This window comes from Achromobacter sp. 1L-A-4-B-C2 (genome assembly GCF_057291955.1).
The window spans coordinates 414,899-431,094 of sequence record NZ_JBXAWP010000001.1; the positions used below are offsets into that span (position 1 = coordinate 414,899).

Here is a 16,196-nt window from a genome sequence, read left to right on the forward strand (position 1 = left end):
GGGCGACGCTATCGGCTCAGCGCGAGGCCCACGCAATGCTGCCGGCTTCCGGGCATACCCACGACGTTTGCAGCCGCTGCCGGATCTGGGCCAGGTCCTGTTCCACCAGCAGCTGGCCGTCGCGAAACACCGGCACCAGCGCGCCGCCCGCCGCTTGTTCAGGCGTCTGCTGGTCGTGCAGTTCATAACCCGTGGCGGTCTCGTCCACGCGCAGCAGGCCCTTGGCCGAACGCTTCACGCCGGAATCCGTGACCGGGTCCTTGACCAGTTCCTCGGGTTCGCCGTTCACTTCGGCGTACGTGGCTTTCAGTGCCCAGCCGAAGGTGTCGCGCGTCAGGTACTGGTACGTGTACGAGCCAATGCCCAGCACCACGTTGCCGGAGGCGTAGCCCTTCTTTTCCAGGCGCACAAGAATGTCGCGGCCGCGTGCCAGCGTGATCGAATCGCCGTAGATCAGGCCAACGTGCGGGTCCAGCAGCTTGTAGCCACGGTCCGTCACCACACCACCGAAAATGTCCCACAGGCACTGCACCGCGCCCTTGACCTCGGCTTCGCGCAGCGGCTGGACGGCGCGGGCGTCATCGTCCAGCAGCCAGTACTTGCCGGTGGCGGCATCGCGCACCGCCTCGAAGCCTTCGCGCCGCGCGGCGGCCAGCGCCGTCGCATCCTGGACGGCCGGCACGTCGGTGCAGAAATAGCCCGTCAGGATCTTCACCGGGTCGCCGGAATCCGGGCGGAACACCACCTTGGCATTGCCGTACGGGTCGGGCGTGCGCGCCAGAATTTCCGACTTGAGCGCAGCGGCGAAATCGGTCACCACCTGCCAGAAGTCCCAGGTGTCGGACACCACCGACACGATGCCGCCGGGATACACCTGGGTGACCAGGCGGCGGATGGTTTCGATCTCGCCTTCCTTGCTGCCCAGGCACATCACCGAGTGTTCCGTCGCGGGCACCGACCCACCGACCAGTTCCCGATCGGAATCCGCGCCGTAGATGTCTTCCAGGTAGTCGATGGCGGGAATCGTGTCCGTGCCGGTGAACGACAGCAAGTGGCCCGCGCCGCTCTTGCGTGCGTCGTACAGGCCGGACATGCCGCGCATGGAAAAGTCGTGCCCCTGCCAGTTCACGAAGTCCATGGGGCTGCCCGTGGTGCGCGCGAAATAGGTCAGCAGCTTGCGGTATTCAAAGGCAATGGTGGCCACCGTGGACGGCTTCCACGATTCGCAGCTGAACAGGGTTTCGATGTAGGTGACCAGCCACGCAAAGTCGGGGTGCGTGTTGATGAAGGTGACGGGCGGCACGCGGATGTCGACGCGGGCGCCTTCGGGCACCGAGCGGATTTCCAGCGGCAGGTAGCCCAGTTCATACAGCGCTTGCAGGTGGTCGACGGTGACGGCGCCCTTGCCCAGCGCATTGTCCACGCGACGTTGGTATTGGCGCACCGCGCTGCCGGCCGGCTTGCCGAAGAATTCGCGGTTGAACAGGTCGATCAAGATTTCCTTGATAAAGCCTTGCAGGCCGAACCAGACGATCTTGTCGTCGAACAATTCGGGCAGCACCGGCGCCAGCCGCGCCGAGCGTGGCGTGAAGTTGGCCAGGATCTTGTTGGTGCCCTTGGGGTACTGGAAGGGGTGGCCAGTCTTGTAGAAATCCGCTTGCAGGAAGGGGTTGATGCCGTTCTTGGCGATCAGGGTGTCGGGAGCATTCATGGCAGTTTCCTTCTTAGTTCACAAGCGCGGGGATGGCGCACGCCTGGGCGTTGGGCGCCAAAGACGGCGATGCAGGCGTTGGGCGGTCCGGGCCTACGCAGACCGGGGCGCCGTCGCCATCGGTCAACGTCCAGTCGTAGGCGGTGAACACGCCGGCATAGCGTTCATTCAAAGCCGTCAAGCCATGGCTGAAGATGCCATGCGTGACGTACAGGTAAAGCGGCTGGCGCGTCTTGTCGGCAAGCGCCAACGCCAGTTCCAGAAAGGTGCGGCCGCCGTCGCAGATGTCGTCCACCACCAGGATGGGCTGGTCGGGAACGTCGTCGGGCACGCGGGTTTCGGTGATGCGGCCCGTTTGCGGGTCGCGCACTTTTTCGGCGTAGCGCACGTCGGCCACGCCCAGCTTCTTGGCCAGGGCCTGCACCCGCTTGCGGGCGCCGGCGTCGGGCGCCATCAACGTCACGCCCTTGGCAAAGGCCGGTGCCGCCAGCGTCCGGCCGACAAACGCGGCGGCGTCCACCACGCGCACCCGCTGCAACAGCGCGGGGGTAACGTCGCTGTGCGGTTCGGTGATGGTGACGGTGGCGTATTGCTGGTCGTTGATCAGCTTGCAGAAGACGGCCGCGCCCAGGGCCTCGCCCGGATTGCACACCCGGTCTTGCCGGGCATAGGGCACGTAAGGCATGTCCAGATGCACCGGCACGGCGGGATTCAGGCGGCGCAAGGCGTCGGTCAGCATCAGCAGCTGCATGACGTCATTGGCGGACTTGAGCAGCGCGTGGATACGGAACTCGGTGGCGGCCTCGGCCGCCGCGCGCAAGCCGGCGGGCACCGTGACCTGGCTTTCGCCGCCGGGAAACACAAACGCGGTCGGCGTTTCGGTTTGGCGTTGTCCTTCTACTACGGCAGTGATGGTGAACATGATCGGCCCTTAGTGGCGTTTCAAAACTAAGTGAGGCAAGTATATGCGCACTTATTGTTAGAGTGCAACTATCTCGTTGAAAGTCCGCGTTGCGTGGCGGGTGTTGGCGTGCAGGGTCATCCGACTGTGCGGTCGAACAGGGCGAAGTCTTTCAGGCGGTACAGGCGCGCGGGGCGCTGCGCCCCGGTGACGAAATCGCCCGTCGGTTCCAGCACCCCCCAGGCGTCCATCTTCCTGCGGAAGTTCGATTTTTCCAGCCGCGTCTGCAAGATGGCTTCGTAGGTGTGCTGGAGCTCGGTCAGGGTGAAGCGTTCTGGCAGCAGGAAGAAGGGCAAGGTCGAGTAGCTGGATTTGCCGCGCAGGCGGGCCACGGCGGCGGCCACGATGGCGGCGTGGTCGAACGCCAGCGCGGGCAACGCGTCCACGCTGACAAAGCGCAGGCCCTGCCCCGCCGCCGCTTCCAGTTCGGCCACCGGCACCAAGGCCACGTATGACACGGACAAGGACCACTGGCGGGGGTCACGCTGGGGGCCTGAGAACACCTGTAGCTGTTCCAGGTAACGCGGTTCAAAGCCGGTTTTTTCGCGCAGGACCCGGCGGATGCTCGCTTCGGTGCTGTCGTCTTCGTCCGCATGCACCACGCCGCCCGGCAGCGCCATGGCGCCCTTGAAGGGCGCGCGGTCGCGCTGGTGCAGGGCAATTTCAAGGCCGCCGGCCCGCAAGGTCAGCAGGACGGCGTCAACGGTCACAAGGGGCTGTGGATAGTCCACGGGGCAGTTTCCAGATCAAGGCTTCGGGGCAAGATGCCACTATGACGGCGCGCGGTCAATCGGCGGGCGACATAGGCGCCAGCATCAGGCCGCAGTATGAGCCGCCAGCAGGGCCGCCCGATTAGACGAAATAGCCGGAACATCCCAGGCAATCAAAGGTAAATAGCGTAAATGTTCTACACTTGCGCCCGGGAACACCGCTGGGTTTGATGCCTGGCGTGGTGTTCCCTTTGTTTTTTCCCCTCAAAAATCCCAGGAGATTCCCGGATGAAAAAGACGCTGCTCGCCGCTGCGATGCTGACCGCTTTCACAGGCATTGCACAGGCAGAACCGTCAGTCACCCTCTATGGTGTCATCGACACCGGCATTGGCTACAACAAGATCAAGGGCGACGGCTACAGCGGTAGCAAGCTTGGCATGATCAACGGCATCCAGGCCGGCTCCCGTTGGGGCGTGCGCGGATCCGAAGATCTGGGCGACGGCCTGCGCGCCGTGTTCAAGCTGGAAAGCGGCTTTGATTCCGCCAATGGCCAACGCGGCCAGTCCGGCCGCCTGTTCGGCCGCCAAGCCACCATCGGCCTGGCCAACGACGCCTGGGGCCAGCTGGACTTCGGCCGCCAAGCCACGATCGGCTCGAACTACCTGGCCGACATCGACCCCTTCTACACCAGCTACACCCAGTCGAACCTGGGCCTGGGTTTCAGCGCCGCCAACACCATGCGCTGGGACAACATGGTCATGTACCGCACCCCGTCGGTGAACGGCTTTGAATTCGGCATCGGCTATTCGTTCAACGCTGACGACACCACCGCCGACCAGACCGGTTTCCGCACCGCCGACAACACGCGCGGCATCACGGCCGGCCTGCGCTACGTGCAGGGCCCGCTGAACGTGGCGCTGACGTACGACCAGTTGAACGGCTCGAACCGTGGCAACATCGACAGCAACGCCACGCCGCGCCAATACGCGTTGGGCGTGTCGTACGACCTGGAAGTGGTGAAGCTGGCCGCCGCCTATGGCCGCACCACCGACGGCTGGTTCGTCGGCCAGGACCTGCCGGCCGACACCCCGTTCAGCGATGAATTCGGCACCAACCGCTTCGTCAACGGCTTCAAGGCCAACGCCTACATGCTGGGCGCGACCCTGCCCGTGGGCGGCGCCAGCAGCGTGTTCGCCTCGTGGCAGCACGTGGCCCCGTCCAACGACAAGCTGACCGGCGGCGACGCCAACATGAACGTGTACAGCGTGGGCTACACCTACGACCTGTCCAAGCGCACCAACCTGTATGCCTATGGTTCGTACGGCACGGACTACGCGTTCATCGACGGCCTGAAGAGCACGGCCGCCGGCGTGGGCGTGCGCCATCAGTTCTAAGGCACGCATGACACGGCCAGGCGAAAGGCGATAGCGCGATAGCGCGATAACACGCCAGTTCGCCAGCCCGATAAAAAGCGGGGCGAGTCCGATGGGACGCGCCCCGCTTTTTGCGTTGGCCTGGCAGGCGCTGCCTGCGTTTCGCCTGCCGCGCCCCCCGGCGCTTCATCCGCCTATCGCGCCCCCGCGCGTTCCAGCTGGGCAACGATTTCGGCCTGCCCCTTCTGACGCGCGTGCCGCAACGGCGTCACGCCCTCCCGATCCGCCAGGTTCACGTCGGCGCCCGCCCCGATCAGCATGGCCACGATCGCCTGATGCCGGGGGCCGCCGTCACCCAGAATGATGGCTTCCAGCAGGCCCGTCCATCCCAGCCGATTGACGTGATCGGGCTTGGCGCCCGCTTGTAGCAGCGTCCTGACCACTTCCACATGCCCGCGTTCGCAGGCGGGAATCAACGCGGTGCCGCCGTAGCGGTTGGTGCTTTGCAAGTCCGCGCCGTAGCGCAAAGTCAGTTCAAGAATTTCCCGATAGCCTTGCGCGCCCGCCAGCAGGTAGGCGCTGTCCTGCATGCCGTTTTGCGCGTTCACGTCCGCGCCGGCTTCGATCAGCACGCGCGCCGCCTCCACGTGGTTGCCCTGCGTGGCGCGCAGCAACGCCGTGTTGCCTTGCGCGTCGCGCCCGTCCGGCGGCACGCCTTGGTCCAACAATTCCCGCACGCGCGCTGCCTGGCCCAAGGCGGCGGCCTCGCGCAATTGCGCCGTCGGGTCCACCGCGGCGCGCGCCTCGCCGCTGGCCGCGCCCATCGCCCCAACGGCGCCCAACGTGCTTAGCGCCAATACGAAACAGGCCCGCCAGTGTTTGATCGTTGCCATTGCCGGTATCCTCCCGTCTGAATCGAGGACCGATTATGGACAAGCCCCTGGCGAATGGGAAATCGATGGCGTGTCATGGCCGGTGCAATACGGGGGAAACACGCCGCCGTCATGATTGGATACCTTTAGATCGCCGCAATACGGCCCGCCCATGACCCTCGAATTTGCTTCCCGCCTGCCCTTGAAACCTCTTGCTCGCCTGCTGGCCGTGGCATTGCTGCCGCTGGCCCTGGCCGCCTGCAACGGCAGCGACGACGCGCCCGCCTCGCCCATCGTCAGCGCGCCGCCCGCTGTCGACCCGGCGCCCGTCGTCGACCCCACCCCGGACCCCGACGTCCCCGCGCGCAACACCGCCTACCTGAACGCCAAGGCCGGCGACGTCATCCAGGTCACCATCGACGCCCTGCGCCCTACGCAGGCTGCCATCGGCTACGACCAGATCTACTACAAGCTGGGCCGTTGGCAAGGCGACTTCAACCGCTCGTGGGCCGGCGACGACGCCCGCCAGCTGGACTACCTGGATCGCACCGTCGGCAAGAAGTTTGACGACTACTGCGAGGACATGGGCGGTGTGGAACGCGCCGAAAAATTCGCCGACCTGGCTGCGGCCCGCGCCGCGCGGCTGGATCAGCCCGCCACTTTCGCGTGCAAGGACGCACCGGGCACGCATCCGGAAAACCTGAAAACCGTGGTGGTGGGCTGGGACGGCAACCTGTACCTGACCGACGGCCATCACACGTTCTCGTCATTGCGCGAGATATTCGATGGCGGCCCGAAGCTGCCTGTCTGGGTCAAGGTGGATGCCAACTACAGCAGCCTGCCGACCGCCGCCGCATTCTGGCAACGCATGGTCGACGAACGCCGGGCGTGGCTGCGCGATGGCGAGAACCAGCCCATCACCGTCGACCAATTACCCAGCCGCCTGGGTCTGGCCAGCGCCGACGAAGCCGGCGGCATGCAGGAAGACCGCTATCGCTCGCTGGTGTACTTCACCCGCGACATCGCCTACCAGAACGGCAACCTGCCCGAGTTCGCGGAGTTTCTGTGGGGCGACTGGCTGCGTCGCCAGGTAGCGGCCGGGCAACTGCCGGCGCTGGACCAATACAAGATGGCCACGCCCGCCACGCCCGCGCAGATCCTGGCGGTCAGCACGCTGAGTTCGACGCTGGTTCCCGGCGGCGCCAACGACAGCTATGCCGCCGCCGTTCGCGACGCCTCGTTGAAAATGGGCGCGCTGGCCGACACCGATATTGTGTTCGACGACCGGCAAGCGCAGACGCTGGGGCGCATCCCCTTGGCCGCCAACGTGGCCGCGGGCGTCTCCATCAAGAGCCAACGCGACACGCTGGAAGAACTGCCGCGCGTAGACGTCAAGACCGACGGCTCGCCGCGCAACGCCGGCAAGCTGTGGTTTGCGGTGAATTACCGCAATTGCGGCAAACCGGCGGCCGGCACGTGCTGGGGCTGGTAGGCTTTTTTTGCGCGATTCGAGTATCTTGTGCGTCTTCTACGACCTTTCCGAGACCCCGTTATGTCCAACGAGCCCACCACCAGCGCCAACACGGCCCCCCACGCCGACGCCTTCCTGCAATTTTTGGTCAACCTGGTCAACAACGGCGGCCAGCTTGAAAGCATTGGTGTGACGCTGCAAATGGGCGGCATGCTGGTGTCGGGGTCCATCGTGTCGGGCGCGGAATATTTCGACCGGTTCGCCGCCAGCTTCACGGGTTCGCTCGACATGCTGGATGCCGACGCCCGTGATGCGGTGCATCGGTCGCTGGCTGAACTGGGGGATGTGTTCCGCGTGCCGCAGCCGGCCGACCCGCTGCCCAACTACATCCACCTGACCGACGCGCTGTTCTTCACGGCCGACGGCACGCCCATTGCCGGGCAGCCCACGTTGTGGCGCGGCCGGACGAGTTCGGTGGATGGGTTTATCCTGGGCCGCCTGCAATCCGAAACCGGCAACTGAGCTAGCAACTCAGCTGACAACTACACTAGCTTTCCGCCACGCCGGCGAAGCGCGTGGTGGATGCATTGAATGAGCGCCACGCGTTGCTGTCGGCGTCTAGCCAGATGCCCAGGCATTCGGCGCTGAGCGGGGCGGATAAGGCCGCCCCGCGAAACAGAAGATCGCTGTGCAGGCGCATCCACGCAAAGTCGCGGATGTCTTCCACGCCCCCCGCCACCACTTGCAGGTTGGCGCACCAGGCGCGCTCCATCAGGGTGAAGAAGCGGCCCTGCAAGGTGCGGTTTTCGGACAGGCCCAGCGGCACCTGCACATGCAGGCCGTCGGCGCGCAAGGCGCCATGGCCGGTGTCCTTGCCGCGCAAGACGGCGGGAAGCAATCGCGCGCGCAACCGCGCCTGGAATTCCGGATACCGCGACAGCACATCGGCGTGGTCCGACAGGCGGTCCGTCAATGGCAGGGTGAAGGTGATGCGCTTTGCCGGCATCAAGAGGGGCGCGGCATCGTCGTAGCGCGCGTACTTGTTGACCCAGATGGCGTTTTCCAGCACGCCAATGCCCAACTCGGAGCACAGGCGCTCGGCCAGATCGCCATGGCCACGCACATCAAGCGCGTGTTCGAATGACAATTCGATTGGGGTTTTGAATTTCTTGAAGAACGCCACGCCGGCCATCAGGCTGGCGCCCAGGCCCACGGGGTTCAGGCTGCTCCAGGGTGACGGCCGGCAACGGCCCATCACTGCGTATTCGTGGACTTGCCCCTGTGCCGTGAACACGGGCTGGAAGCGCAGCACGACGGACTCTTCGGACAGAGCCCAGGAACGGGCGTCGTCTTTCATGGCAAGACCCGAACGATGGGGTGCGCGGGGGGGCAGAGCCGGGTCAATATCATGCTGTTCTCGATTAACGTCTAAGCGCCGTGCTGAGGCATGCCGCCGGTGTGAAAATGCGCCGGTAGGCAGCTTCTTGGCGAAGTCGGAATCCCACAGATAGTGCCCAACGCTGCCGGGTAAAAGAACAAGAAATTTCTCAAATTCCGGGATTGCGCGGCGCATACCAAAGGGCCTTTTGCTTCGGCCCTTTTCTTCCCCCTTTCTTCCCTTTTTTTTGCGCGCCCCACTTTGAGATTCTTCTTATTCACTGGGTAAGCAGGTGTTTCTACCATGCGTCAAATGCTGGTAGAAGACCATGGCGCTCCCGCCCTAGAACCCCTTGCCGCGCCGCGCGCCGCCTCGCTGTTACTGCACTTTCTTGCAGTGGCGCTGCTCGTCTGTATCGCGGCGGGCGCTACCCTGTACCTGTACTGGGCGTTCAGCAACGTGGTGTCCAACTACCGGCGCCACATGAACGCCGCCGCCTACGAAGCCCAGCATTTTTTCGACCAGCGCGAATCCCTGCTGCGCTCGATATCCGCGTCGGCGGTGCGCAACACCAACCAAGAACCCATCAGCAAGACCCCGTCGCATTTCGGCAAGACGGGGCAAATCGAAGTGCTGCCGCTTCAAGAAGGCCCGGACGCCTACGATTGGGCGCTGGTCCTGACCCCGCGCGACCTGCGCCGCGTGGCACAGGCCAACACGCGCATCGTCTACAGCGCGGTGCGCCACGCCAGCACGGTGCCCATCGCCTCGCACGACCAGCCGGGCACGCCGGCCATTCCCGCGTCCATCCAGCAGTGGCTGGCGCTGACGCTGGCCGACGTGCAGACCCGTGCGCCCACCAACGGCCTGCCGCCCATCGTCTGGCTGCATCCGCCGCAGGACACGGTCAAGCGCCTGTTCCTGTTCACGCCGCTTGATGCGGTACACCCCGAGGCCGCCTGGATCGGCCTGGAAGTCCATGGCGTGGATTCGGCCGTGAACGCGCCGCGCATCGGCGCGGGCGACTACGTGCTGTTCGACGAACTGAGCCGGCCGGTGCTGCGCAGTGCCGGCGCGGGCGCCACCAGCCAGGCCTTGCCGCATACCACCCGCGAAGATGCCTTCGGCCTGCAAGGCCAGGGCTGGCTGCCCGAATACCTGGTGCTGAGCAAATCCGTGGGCGATGACGGGTGGCGCCTGGTTTATTACGCCCCCATGCGCCACGTGCTGCGCGACAACGCCATAGCCTTTCAGACGGCGGCCATTGCCTCGCTGCTGCTGATCATCACCGTGATCCTGCGCGTGCGCTATATCCGCCGGCGCCTGGTGCTGCCCGCGTTGCGCCAATACGAAGCCCTGGCCGATAGCGTGTCGCTTAACCGCAAGCTGATCGAAGTGGCGCCGGTGGGGCTATGCCTGCTGCGGCGTTCGGATCGCGCGGTGGTGTTGTCCAACGACATGGCGCGCCGCTGGTTCCAGGGCACACCGGGCTGGCGCACCGAAATCCTGTCCGCGCAGGGCGATGAAGCCGGCCGCGAACATCGGCTGAACGATGGCCGCACCGCCTATCTCAGCTTTGCGCCCACCACGTACCGGGGCGAAGCGGTGGTGCTGTGCGGCATCAGCGACATTTCTGCGTTAAAGCGCATTGAACATTCCTTGCTGCAAGCCAAGCGCGACGCCGAAGCCGCCAACCAGGCCAAGACGGTCTTCCTGACCACGATGAGCCACGAAATCCGCACCCCGCTCTACGGCATTCTTGGCACGCTGGAACTGTTTTCATTGACCCGCGTCAGCGGCCAACAGGCGCAGTACCTGGAAACCATCCAGCAATCGTCCGCCACGCTGCTGCGTACCATCAACGACACGCTGGACCTTTCCCGCATCGAGGCTGGCCACACTGTGCTGGAACGCGCGCCTTTTTCTCCCGTTGAACTCTTGAACAACGTCGTGGCCAGCTTCGCGGCGCGTGCGCATGCCAAGGGCGTGCGCAGCTATGCCGTAGCTGACCCGGACACCCCCGCCGCCGTCATCGGCGATGCCACGCGCATCCGCCAGATTCTCGACAATCTTGCCAATAATGCGATCAAGTTCACGGATTCCGGGCAAATCGTCCTGCGCCTGAAGGTCAACAGCCGCACCCGCGACAGCGTCGACCTGTGCTTTCAGATCGCCGACACCGGCGCGGGCATCGCCCCCGAACACCAGGCGCGGCTGTTCGAACCCTACTACCAGGTGGACGCCGACAACTGCGTCACGTTGCCGGGCACGGGGCTGGGCCTGTCCATCTGCCGCAGCCTGTCGGACATGATGAACGGCCGCCTTAACGCCGTCAGCGAACCCGGCCTGGGCACCAGCATTACCTTTGAAATCCGGCTGCCGCTTGCACCCGAGGCGCTGGACGCGCCGTCGCTCGAGCTCGCGGGCACGCTGGTCTACGTCCAGGGCGCCGTACCCGAAATCGTTCATAACCTGTGCGACTGGCTGCGCCGCTGGGGCGCGGTCGGCCTGCCCTACCCCGCCGGCGGCGTCACGTCGGGCGAGCCAGCAGTGCTGGTGCAAGCGTGGCCGCACGCGCAAAAGATCGGTAACTGGATCGGGCCGCAGGTCATTTTGCATCCGCCCGGCCTGCGCCCCCGCGTGGAAGACAGCCACCGCAACTGGTTCGCCAGCGCCTACAGCCTGGGCAGCTTCAACCATGCGGTGCGTCTGGCGCAAGGCGGCGCGGCGCGCAGCACCGCTTTCGATCCCAAGGCGCCGCTTGAAGTCCTGGGCCTGCGGATACTGGTCACGGAAGACAACCCCATCAGCCAATTGATCCTGCGCGAACAACTTGAGCACATGGGTTGCACGGTGGTGCTGGCCGGCAACGGCCAGGAAGCGCTGAACCTGCCCGACCTGATGACGTTTGACGCCGTCCTGACTGACTTGAACATGCCGCTGGTCGACGGCTACGAGCTAACCCGCATTCTGCGCAAGCGCGGCTTTGACAAGCCCGTGCTTGGGGTCACGGCCAACGCGTTTCCCGACGAGCAGCGTCGCGGCATCAATGCCGGCATGACCAGCCTGCTGGTCAAGCCGCTGCCGCTGACGGTCCTGCGCCAAACGCTGCAATCGGTTAAAGAACTCCGGAGTTGACGATGTTATCCGTGTACAAGGTCTTGGTCCTGGACGACCATGCTTTCCAATGCGCGCAAATGCGTGGCCTGTTCCTTGAGGCCGGCTTCGACCATGTGGACATGGCGAATTCGGCGCAAGAGGCCCTGGAGAAATTTCGGACGCATTCTTACCAGTTGGTGTTGATGGACCTGAACATGCCCGGCATGGATGGCGTGCAGTTCATCCATGAGCTGGCTCGCCTCCAATGCAACCCGATGCTGGCCATCACCACCGCCTGCTCGCGCCGCATCATGAATAGCGTCAGCCTGATGGCCAAGGAAAAGGGCCTGTCGGTGATTGCCGCCTATACCAAGCCCGTCACGCGTGAACACGCGCTGGCCTTGGCCAAGCGGCTGCGCAACCCGCAACAGGGCGGCGTAGCGTCGCCCACGCTGTGCGCGCCACCCGCCCCGCTATTCGACCGGCGCACGCTGGAAAAGGCCTTGGCTGCCGGCCAGATCCAGGCGTGGTTCCAGCCCAAGAAAGCGCTGGCCACCGGCAACATCGTCGGCGCCGAGGCGCTGGCCCGATGGCATCACCAGGAATTCGGCTTCATGCTGCCCGCGTCATTCCTGGGCGCGGTGCGGCATCACGGCCTGGACCACGCCCTGCTTATCCGGATGCTGGACGACGCCTTGACGGCCTATATCGGATGGCGAGACCAGGGCTTCCGAATGCCGGTTTCCGTCAATTTGCCTACCCGGCTGCTGGACGAACCGGACTTGCCCGACCAGCTTTACAATCTGGTCGCGGATCGGGGTGTGCCGTTCGAAGACGTGACGTTCGAACTGCTGGAAGACGAAACCACCTCGATCCCGGGCCACTACTATATGGGCGCCAGCCGGTTGCGCCTGAAAGGTTTCGGTCTGGCGCAGGATGACTTCGGCAAAGGCTACAACTCGATGTACACCTTGATTTCCACGCCGTTCACCGAACTGAAGATCGACCGCGCCTTTGTCAACGGCGCCGCACAAGACCATGTGCGGGCCGCCGCCTTGCTCTCTTCGGTGCAATTGGGCCGCCAATTAGGCCTGCAAGTCACCGCCGAAGGCGTCGAAAGCACGAAAGACCTGGAGTTTTTACGCGAAATCGGCTGTGATTTCGCCCAAGGCTTCCTGATATCCGCCGCCGTCAACGCCCATGACTTCACCGATCTGCTGGCGGACGAGCCCAGGCCGTATGCCACTCACCCGCTTTAGGACTCTTACCCGCGTATGCAGGAAACGCCGTTTAGCAGGATTGCACGCACTTCACGACGGCTGAATATCGCGCTGTTCGGCATCCTGCCCATTGCCCTTATCTTGATCGGCGCCCTGCTGTGGGGCGCCCAGCGCATCATCAAGCAGGAAGAAGACCGCCTCTTGATGGATTTCGCCGTGCTGGTGGGCTACATCCACGAACAAGAGCTGTTCCTGAAGCAGTTCAGCAAAGAAAGCCAACGGCTGGATGGCCGGCCGCCGGTCGACAACACCGAGTTGTCCACGCCCCTGGATTCCACCCGACCGGGCATGCGCGTCTATCGCGGCCAGCACGCCCTGGTCGCCATGCCCTTTTCGCTGTTTTGCGCCTATCCCGCCGAATGCCCGGTGGCCGACAGCCCCGTGCCCGCGGCGGCGGGCTACTTCGCGGACTTCTACAGCACGTTCTGGGCCAACTCGTACTTTCCGGCCGCCGCGGCGTTTCTCGTCAACCGCACCGACAGCGTGGGCGTCGCCGTGCCCGCCATCAACGTCAAGCCGGGCTACGGCGAACCGCTGGTCGAAGACACCCTGCTGCTGGTCAACGACGCCGTCCGCACGCAGCTTGCCAAGGGCGGTGACGACCAGGCATCCGCAACCTTGAACGCGCCGGCCTCCGGCGTGGGCACGGCACACGCCGAAATTCGCTGGTTTCCGCCGGCCGGGCTGCCTGATCGCATGGTGGGCATCATGCCGGCGGGCCTGACCGGTTCGGCCTGGGCCAACCGCGCGGGCGGGGAGCCCGACCTGTATGTGGCCACCCTGTTCAGCCGCCGCCGCATCAACATCTACGATCGCGCGCTGCCGTCTATCCAATACGACGGGTTCTGGCTGTCGCATCGGGACATCGGCCTGATGATCGGCGACGGCCCGGTGCCCAACGTCGAGCACAGCGGCCTGCGCGCCACGGCGGGCGGGCTGATCCTGCAAGTGTCGGACCCGACCGGCATCTGGACGGCGCGCTACCGCGTCACCTACCGCAATTTCTTCGAAGACAACCTGTGGCTGCCCGTCAGCGCCGCGCTGATGTTGCTGTTGAGCCTGGCGGGCGGCATCGGTTATCAGCGCTGGTACACGCGGCGCGTGATCGAGCCGGCGCAAAGCGCCCACCGCGACATCGCCGAAAGCGAGGAATTCAACCGCACGCTGATCCAGACGGCGCCCATCGCCCTATGCGTGCTGGCGCGCGCCAATGGCGACGTGCTGTTCGCCAACAGCCTGGCGCTGGAATGGCTGGGCGCGGCCACCGGCCAGGGCCTGCGCGATTCGCCCGCCGCCCGCCCCTTGCTGGACCAGGTGCTCAACGCGTCCCAGCCCGGCAATATCGAAACCTTTCACGCCGACGACGGCCGGCCGCTGTACGTGGCCTATTCGCCCACGCGCTACAAAAAGCAGGACGTGGTGCTGTGCGCCTTTGCGGACATCAGCGCGCGAGCGGAAATCGAACGCGCGCTGGCGCAGGCCAAACGCGACGCCGACAAGGCCAGCGAAGCCAAATCCACCTTTCTTGCCACCATGAGCCACGAGATCCGCACGCCGCTGTATGGCGTGCTGGGCACGTTGGAACTGATGGGCATGACCGAGCTGAACGCCGAGCAGCGCCAGCACCTTGAGCGCATCCAGAATTCGTCGGTGATCCTGTTGCAGCTGATCAGCGACATCCTGGACATCACCAAGATCGAATCCGGCCAGTTGGCGCTGGAATCCACCCTGTTCCGCCCGCGTGAACTGGTGGAAAGCTGCACCCGGTCATTTGCGGCACTGGCCCGCCAGAAAGGGCTGCTGCTGTTTGCCAGCGTGGACGATTCGGTGGCGCCCTGGGTCACCGGCGACCCGGTGCGCATCCGGCAGATCCTCAGCAACCTGCTCAGCAACGCCATCAAATTCACCGAATCGGGCCATGTCATCGTGCGCCTGCGCGGCGCCGAGCGTGCCGACGGCGCGCAAGTGCTGACGCTGCAAGTGGTGGACACCGGCATCGGCATCGACAAGGAAGACCAGGCCCAGCTTTTCAGCCCCTTCTACCAGATCGACAGCGCCAGCCACACCGTGCGCGGCGCGGGCATCGGGCTGTCAATCTGTGCGCGCCTGGCCAAGCTGATGGACAGCGATATCCGCCTGACCAGCGAACTGGGCCTGGGCAGCAGCTTCTCGCTGGACCTGGCCCTACAGCCGGCCGACGGCCCACCCATCGACGAACCCGACCTGCACGGCATCCGCGTCGTGGTGCGCAGCCCGCATCGCGAACTAAGCGACAACGTCTGCCAATGGCTGACCCGCTGGGGCGCGGCCGCCCAGCCCGCGTCGACGCCTTTGGGCCCCGGCGAGGCCGACGACGTGCTGCTCGACATCCTGGGCGACTCGGAAGCGCCGCCCGCCAACTGGATCGGCCATTTCCTGTCGGCCGGCGACCCGCGCGAATCCGCGACGGGCATGCCGGTGCAGGTTGACGGGCACGACCTGGACAGCATCGGCTTCGGCATTTCGCGCTTGTTGCGCGGCGACCCGCCGGTGCCGGCCGAATCCCCCGCCAACGCGCCGCTGGAGCCCCTGAACCTGCGCGTGCTGGTCGCCGAGGACAACCCTATCAACCAAGCCACCTTGCGCCATCAGCTGGAGCAGCTGGGTTGCACCGTGACGGTGGCGGGCAACGGCGCCGAAGCGCTGTCGATGTGGAACATGGCGTATTACGACGTGCTGCTGACCGACGTCAACATGCCCAAAATGAACGGCTACGAGCTGACGGGCGAACTGCGCATGCGCGGCTTTGCGCAGCCCATCATCGGCGTCACCGCCAACGCGATGCGCGATGAAGAAGCGCGTTGCATGGCCGCGGGCATGAATTCGTGGCTGGTCAAACCCATTGAACTGAGCGCGCTGCGCCGCCATCTGGGCGGCATCACGCCGGTGCAACCGGACACCGACGCCCCCGCGCCCCCGCCCTCGCCCGTCGACGCCCCCGAAGCCCCTGCCCCCGCCGACGCCTTGCCCCCCGAACCGCTGGTGCCCGCCAAGTACCGCCGCCTGTTCCTGGACACCATGGACAGCGACCTGAATAATCTGGACCAGGCCATTGCCCGCCGCGACGTGCCCGCCGCGTTGCAGACCATGCACCGGATGCGTGGCGCGTTGGTGATGGTCAAAATGACAACACTGTCATCGGATTTTCAAGCCATCGAAGTCAAGCTCAGGCGCGACGGCGGTGACGACGCCGTGTTCCAGGAAACGGTCAAGCTGACACAAGCGCTCAGGATCCTGCTGGCTCAAGTCTGAGTCTTGGTACAGAATGAGCCCGATTACCCCCACGTTCACCCCACGGCGC

Annotated in this window: 11 protein-coding genes; 6 read left to right on the forward strand and 5 right to left on the reverse strand. The window is 65.0% G+C overall.

Features of this window, described 5'->3' with window-relative positions:
* Window positions 1-16 precede the first annotated feature (16 nt).
* The 3 genes from AC0Z35_RS01995 to AC0Z35_RS02005 all read right to left on the reverse strand — a co-directional run bounded on the left by AC0Z35_RS01995 (window position 17) and on the right by AC0Z35_RS02005 (window position 3,403).
* On the reverse strand, window positions 17-1,711 hold the full coding sequence (locus AC0Z35_RS01995; RefSeq protein WP_104142231.1) for a nicotinate phosphoribosyltransferase: 1,695 nt from the start codon (window positions 1,709-1,711) through the stop codon (window positions 17-19).
* 13 nt (window positions 1,712-1,724) lie between these two features.
* On the reverse strand, window positions 1,725-2,633 hold the full coding sequence (locus AC0Z35_RS02000; RefSeq protein WP_485131499.1) for a phosphoribosyltransferase family protein: 909 nt from the start codon (window positions 2,631-2,633) through the stop codon (window positions 1,725-1,727).
* A 116-nt stretch (window positions 2,634-2,749) separates the two neighbouring features.
* Entirely contained in the window at window positions 2,750-3,403 is a 654-nt protein-coding gene (locus AC0Z35_RS02005) for an NUDIX hydrolase (RefSeq protein ID WP_314361896.1), read from the reverse strand.
* 267 nt (window positions 3,404-3,670) lie between these two features.
* Between AC0Z35_RS02005 and AC0Z35_RS02010 the strand changes: the two genes are divergently transcribed.
* On the forward strand, window positions 3,671-4,777 hold the full coding sequence (locus AC0Z35_RS02010; protein WP_314361897.1) for a porin: 1,107 nt from the start codon (window positions 3,671-3,673) through the stop codon (window positions 4,775-4,777).
* 173 nt (window positions 4,778-4,950) lie between these two features.
* Here AC0Z35_RS02010 and AC0Z35_RS02015 read toward each other — a convergent pair whose 3' ends face one another.
* Window positions 4,951-5,580 carry an ankyrin repeat domain-containing protein gene (locus AC0Z35_RS02015; protein ID WP_485131657.1) on the reverse strand — a complete coding sequence of 210 codons (630 nt, stop codon included), beginning with the start codon at window positions 5,578-5,580 and terminating at the stop codon, window positions 4,951-4,953.
* Window positions 5,581-5,800: 220 nt separating this feature from the next.
* Between AC0Z35_RS02015 and AC0Z35_RS02020 the strand changes: the two genes are divergently transcribed.
* Complete coding sequence (locus AC0Z35_RS02020) at window positions 5,801-7,120, forward strand: ParB/Srx family N-terminal domain-containing protein (RefSeq protein ID WP_485131498.1); 1,320 nt, start codon at window positions 5,801-5,803, stop codon at window positions 7,118-7,120.
* Between the two features lie 60 nt (window positions 7,121-7,180).
* Complete coding sequence (gvpU, locus tag AC0Z35_RS02025; RefSeq protein WP_185975435.1) at window positions 7,181-7,621, forward strand: gas vesicle accessory protein GvpU; 441 nt, start codon at window positions 7,181-7,183, stop codon at window positions 7,619-7,621.
* 25 nt (window positions 7,622-7,646) lie between these two features.
* Here the strand turns inward: gvpU and AC0Z35_RS02030 are convergent, their stop codons facing one another.
* Window positions 7,647-8,456: a hypothetical protein gene (locus tag AC0Z35_RS02030; protein WP_046807908.1), complete on the reverse strand. Its 810-nt coding sequence runs from the start codon at window positions 8,454-8,456 to the stop codon at window positions 7,647-7,649.
* A gap of 324 nt (window positions 8,457-8,780) precedes the next feature.
* Between AC0Z35_RS02030 and AC0Z35_RS02035 the strand changes: the two genes are divergently transcribed.
* From AC0Z35_RS02035 to AC0Z35_RS02045, 3 genes are read left to right on the forward strand one after another with little or no spacing between them, the layout of a single operon-like run.
* On the forward strand, window positions 8,781-11,615 hold the full coding sequence (locus AC0Z35_RS02035) for an ATP-binding protein (RefSeq protein WP_370638731.1): 2,835 nt from the start codon (window positions 8,781-8,783) through the stop codon (window positions 11,613-11,615).
* 2 nt (window positions 11,616-11,617) lie between these two features.
* Window positions 11,618-12,835, forward strand: coding sequence for an EAL domain-containing response regulator (locus AC0Z35_RS02040; protein ID WP_104142221.1), 1,218 nt, complete (start codon window positions 11,618-11,620; stop codon window positions 12,833-12,835).
* A gap of 15 nt (window positions 12,836-12,850) precedes the next feature.
* A complete protein-coding gene (locus AC0Z35_RS02045) occupies window positions 12,851-16,147 on the forward strand; it encodes a hybrid sensor histidine kinase/response regulator (RefSeq protein WP_485131497.1) in 3,297 nt (1,098 codons plus the stop codon).
* Window positions 16,148-16,196: the final 49 nt, after the last annotated feature.

Excerpts from the sequence above, each read along its gene's own strand:
- AC0Z35_RS02045 (WP_485131497.1), top strand. The coding sequence starts at position 12,851 with ATGCAGGAAACGCCGTTTAGCAGGATTGCACGCACTTCACGACGGCTG.
- AC0Z35_RS01995 (WP_104142231.1), bottom strand. The coding sequence starts at position 1,711 with ATGAATGCTCCCGACACCCTGATCGCCAAGAACGGCATCAACCCCTTC.
- gvpU (WP_185975435.1), top strand. The coding sequence starts at position 7,181 with ATGTCCAACGAGCCCACCACCAGCGCCAACACGGCCCCCCACGCCGAC.
- AC0Z35_RS02020 (WP_485131498.1), top strand. The coding sequence starts at position 5,801 with ATGACCCTCGAATTTGCTTCCCGCCTGCCCTTGAAACCTCTTGCTCGC.
- AC0Z35_RS02040 (WP_104142221.1), top strand. The coding sequence starts at position 11,618 with ATGTTATCCGTGTACAAGGTCTTGGTCCTGGACGACCATGCTTTCCAA.
- AC0Z35_RS02010 (WP_314361897.1), top strand. The coding sequence starts at position 3,671 with ATGAAAAAGACGCTGCTCGCCGCTGCGATGCTGACCGCTTTCACAGGC.
- AC0Z35_RS02000 (WP_485131499.1), bottom strand. The coding sequence starts at position 2,633 with ATGTTCACCATCACTGCCGTAGTAGAAGGACAACGCCAAACCGAAACG.
- AC0Z35_RS02035 (WP_370638731.1), top strand. The coding sequence starts at position 8,781 with ATGCGTCAAATGCTGGTAGAAGACCATGGCGCTCCCGCCCTAGAACCC.
- AC0Z35_RS02030 (WP_046807908.1), bottom strand. The coding sequence starts at position 8,456 with ATGAAAGACGACGCCCGTTCCTGGGCTCTGTCCGAAGAGTCCGTCGTG.
- AC0Z35_RS02015 (WP_485131657.1), bottom strand. The coding sequence starts at position 5,580 with ATGGGCGCGGCCAGCGGCGAGGCGCGCGCCGCGGTGGACCCGACGGCG.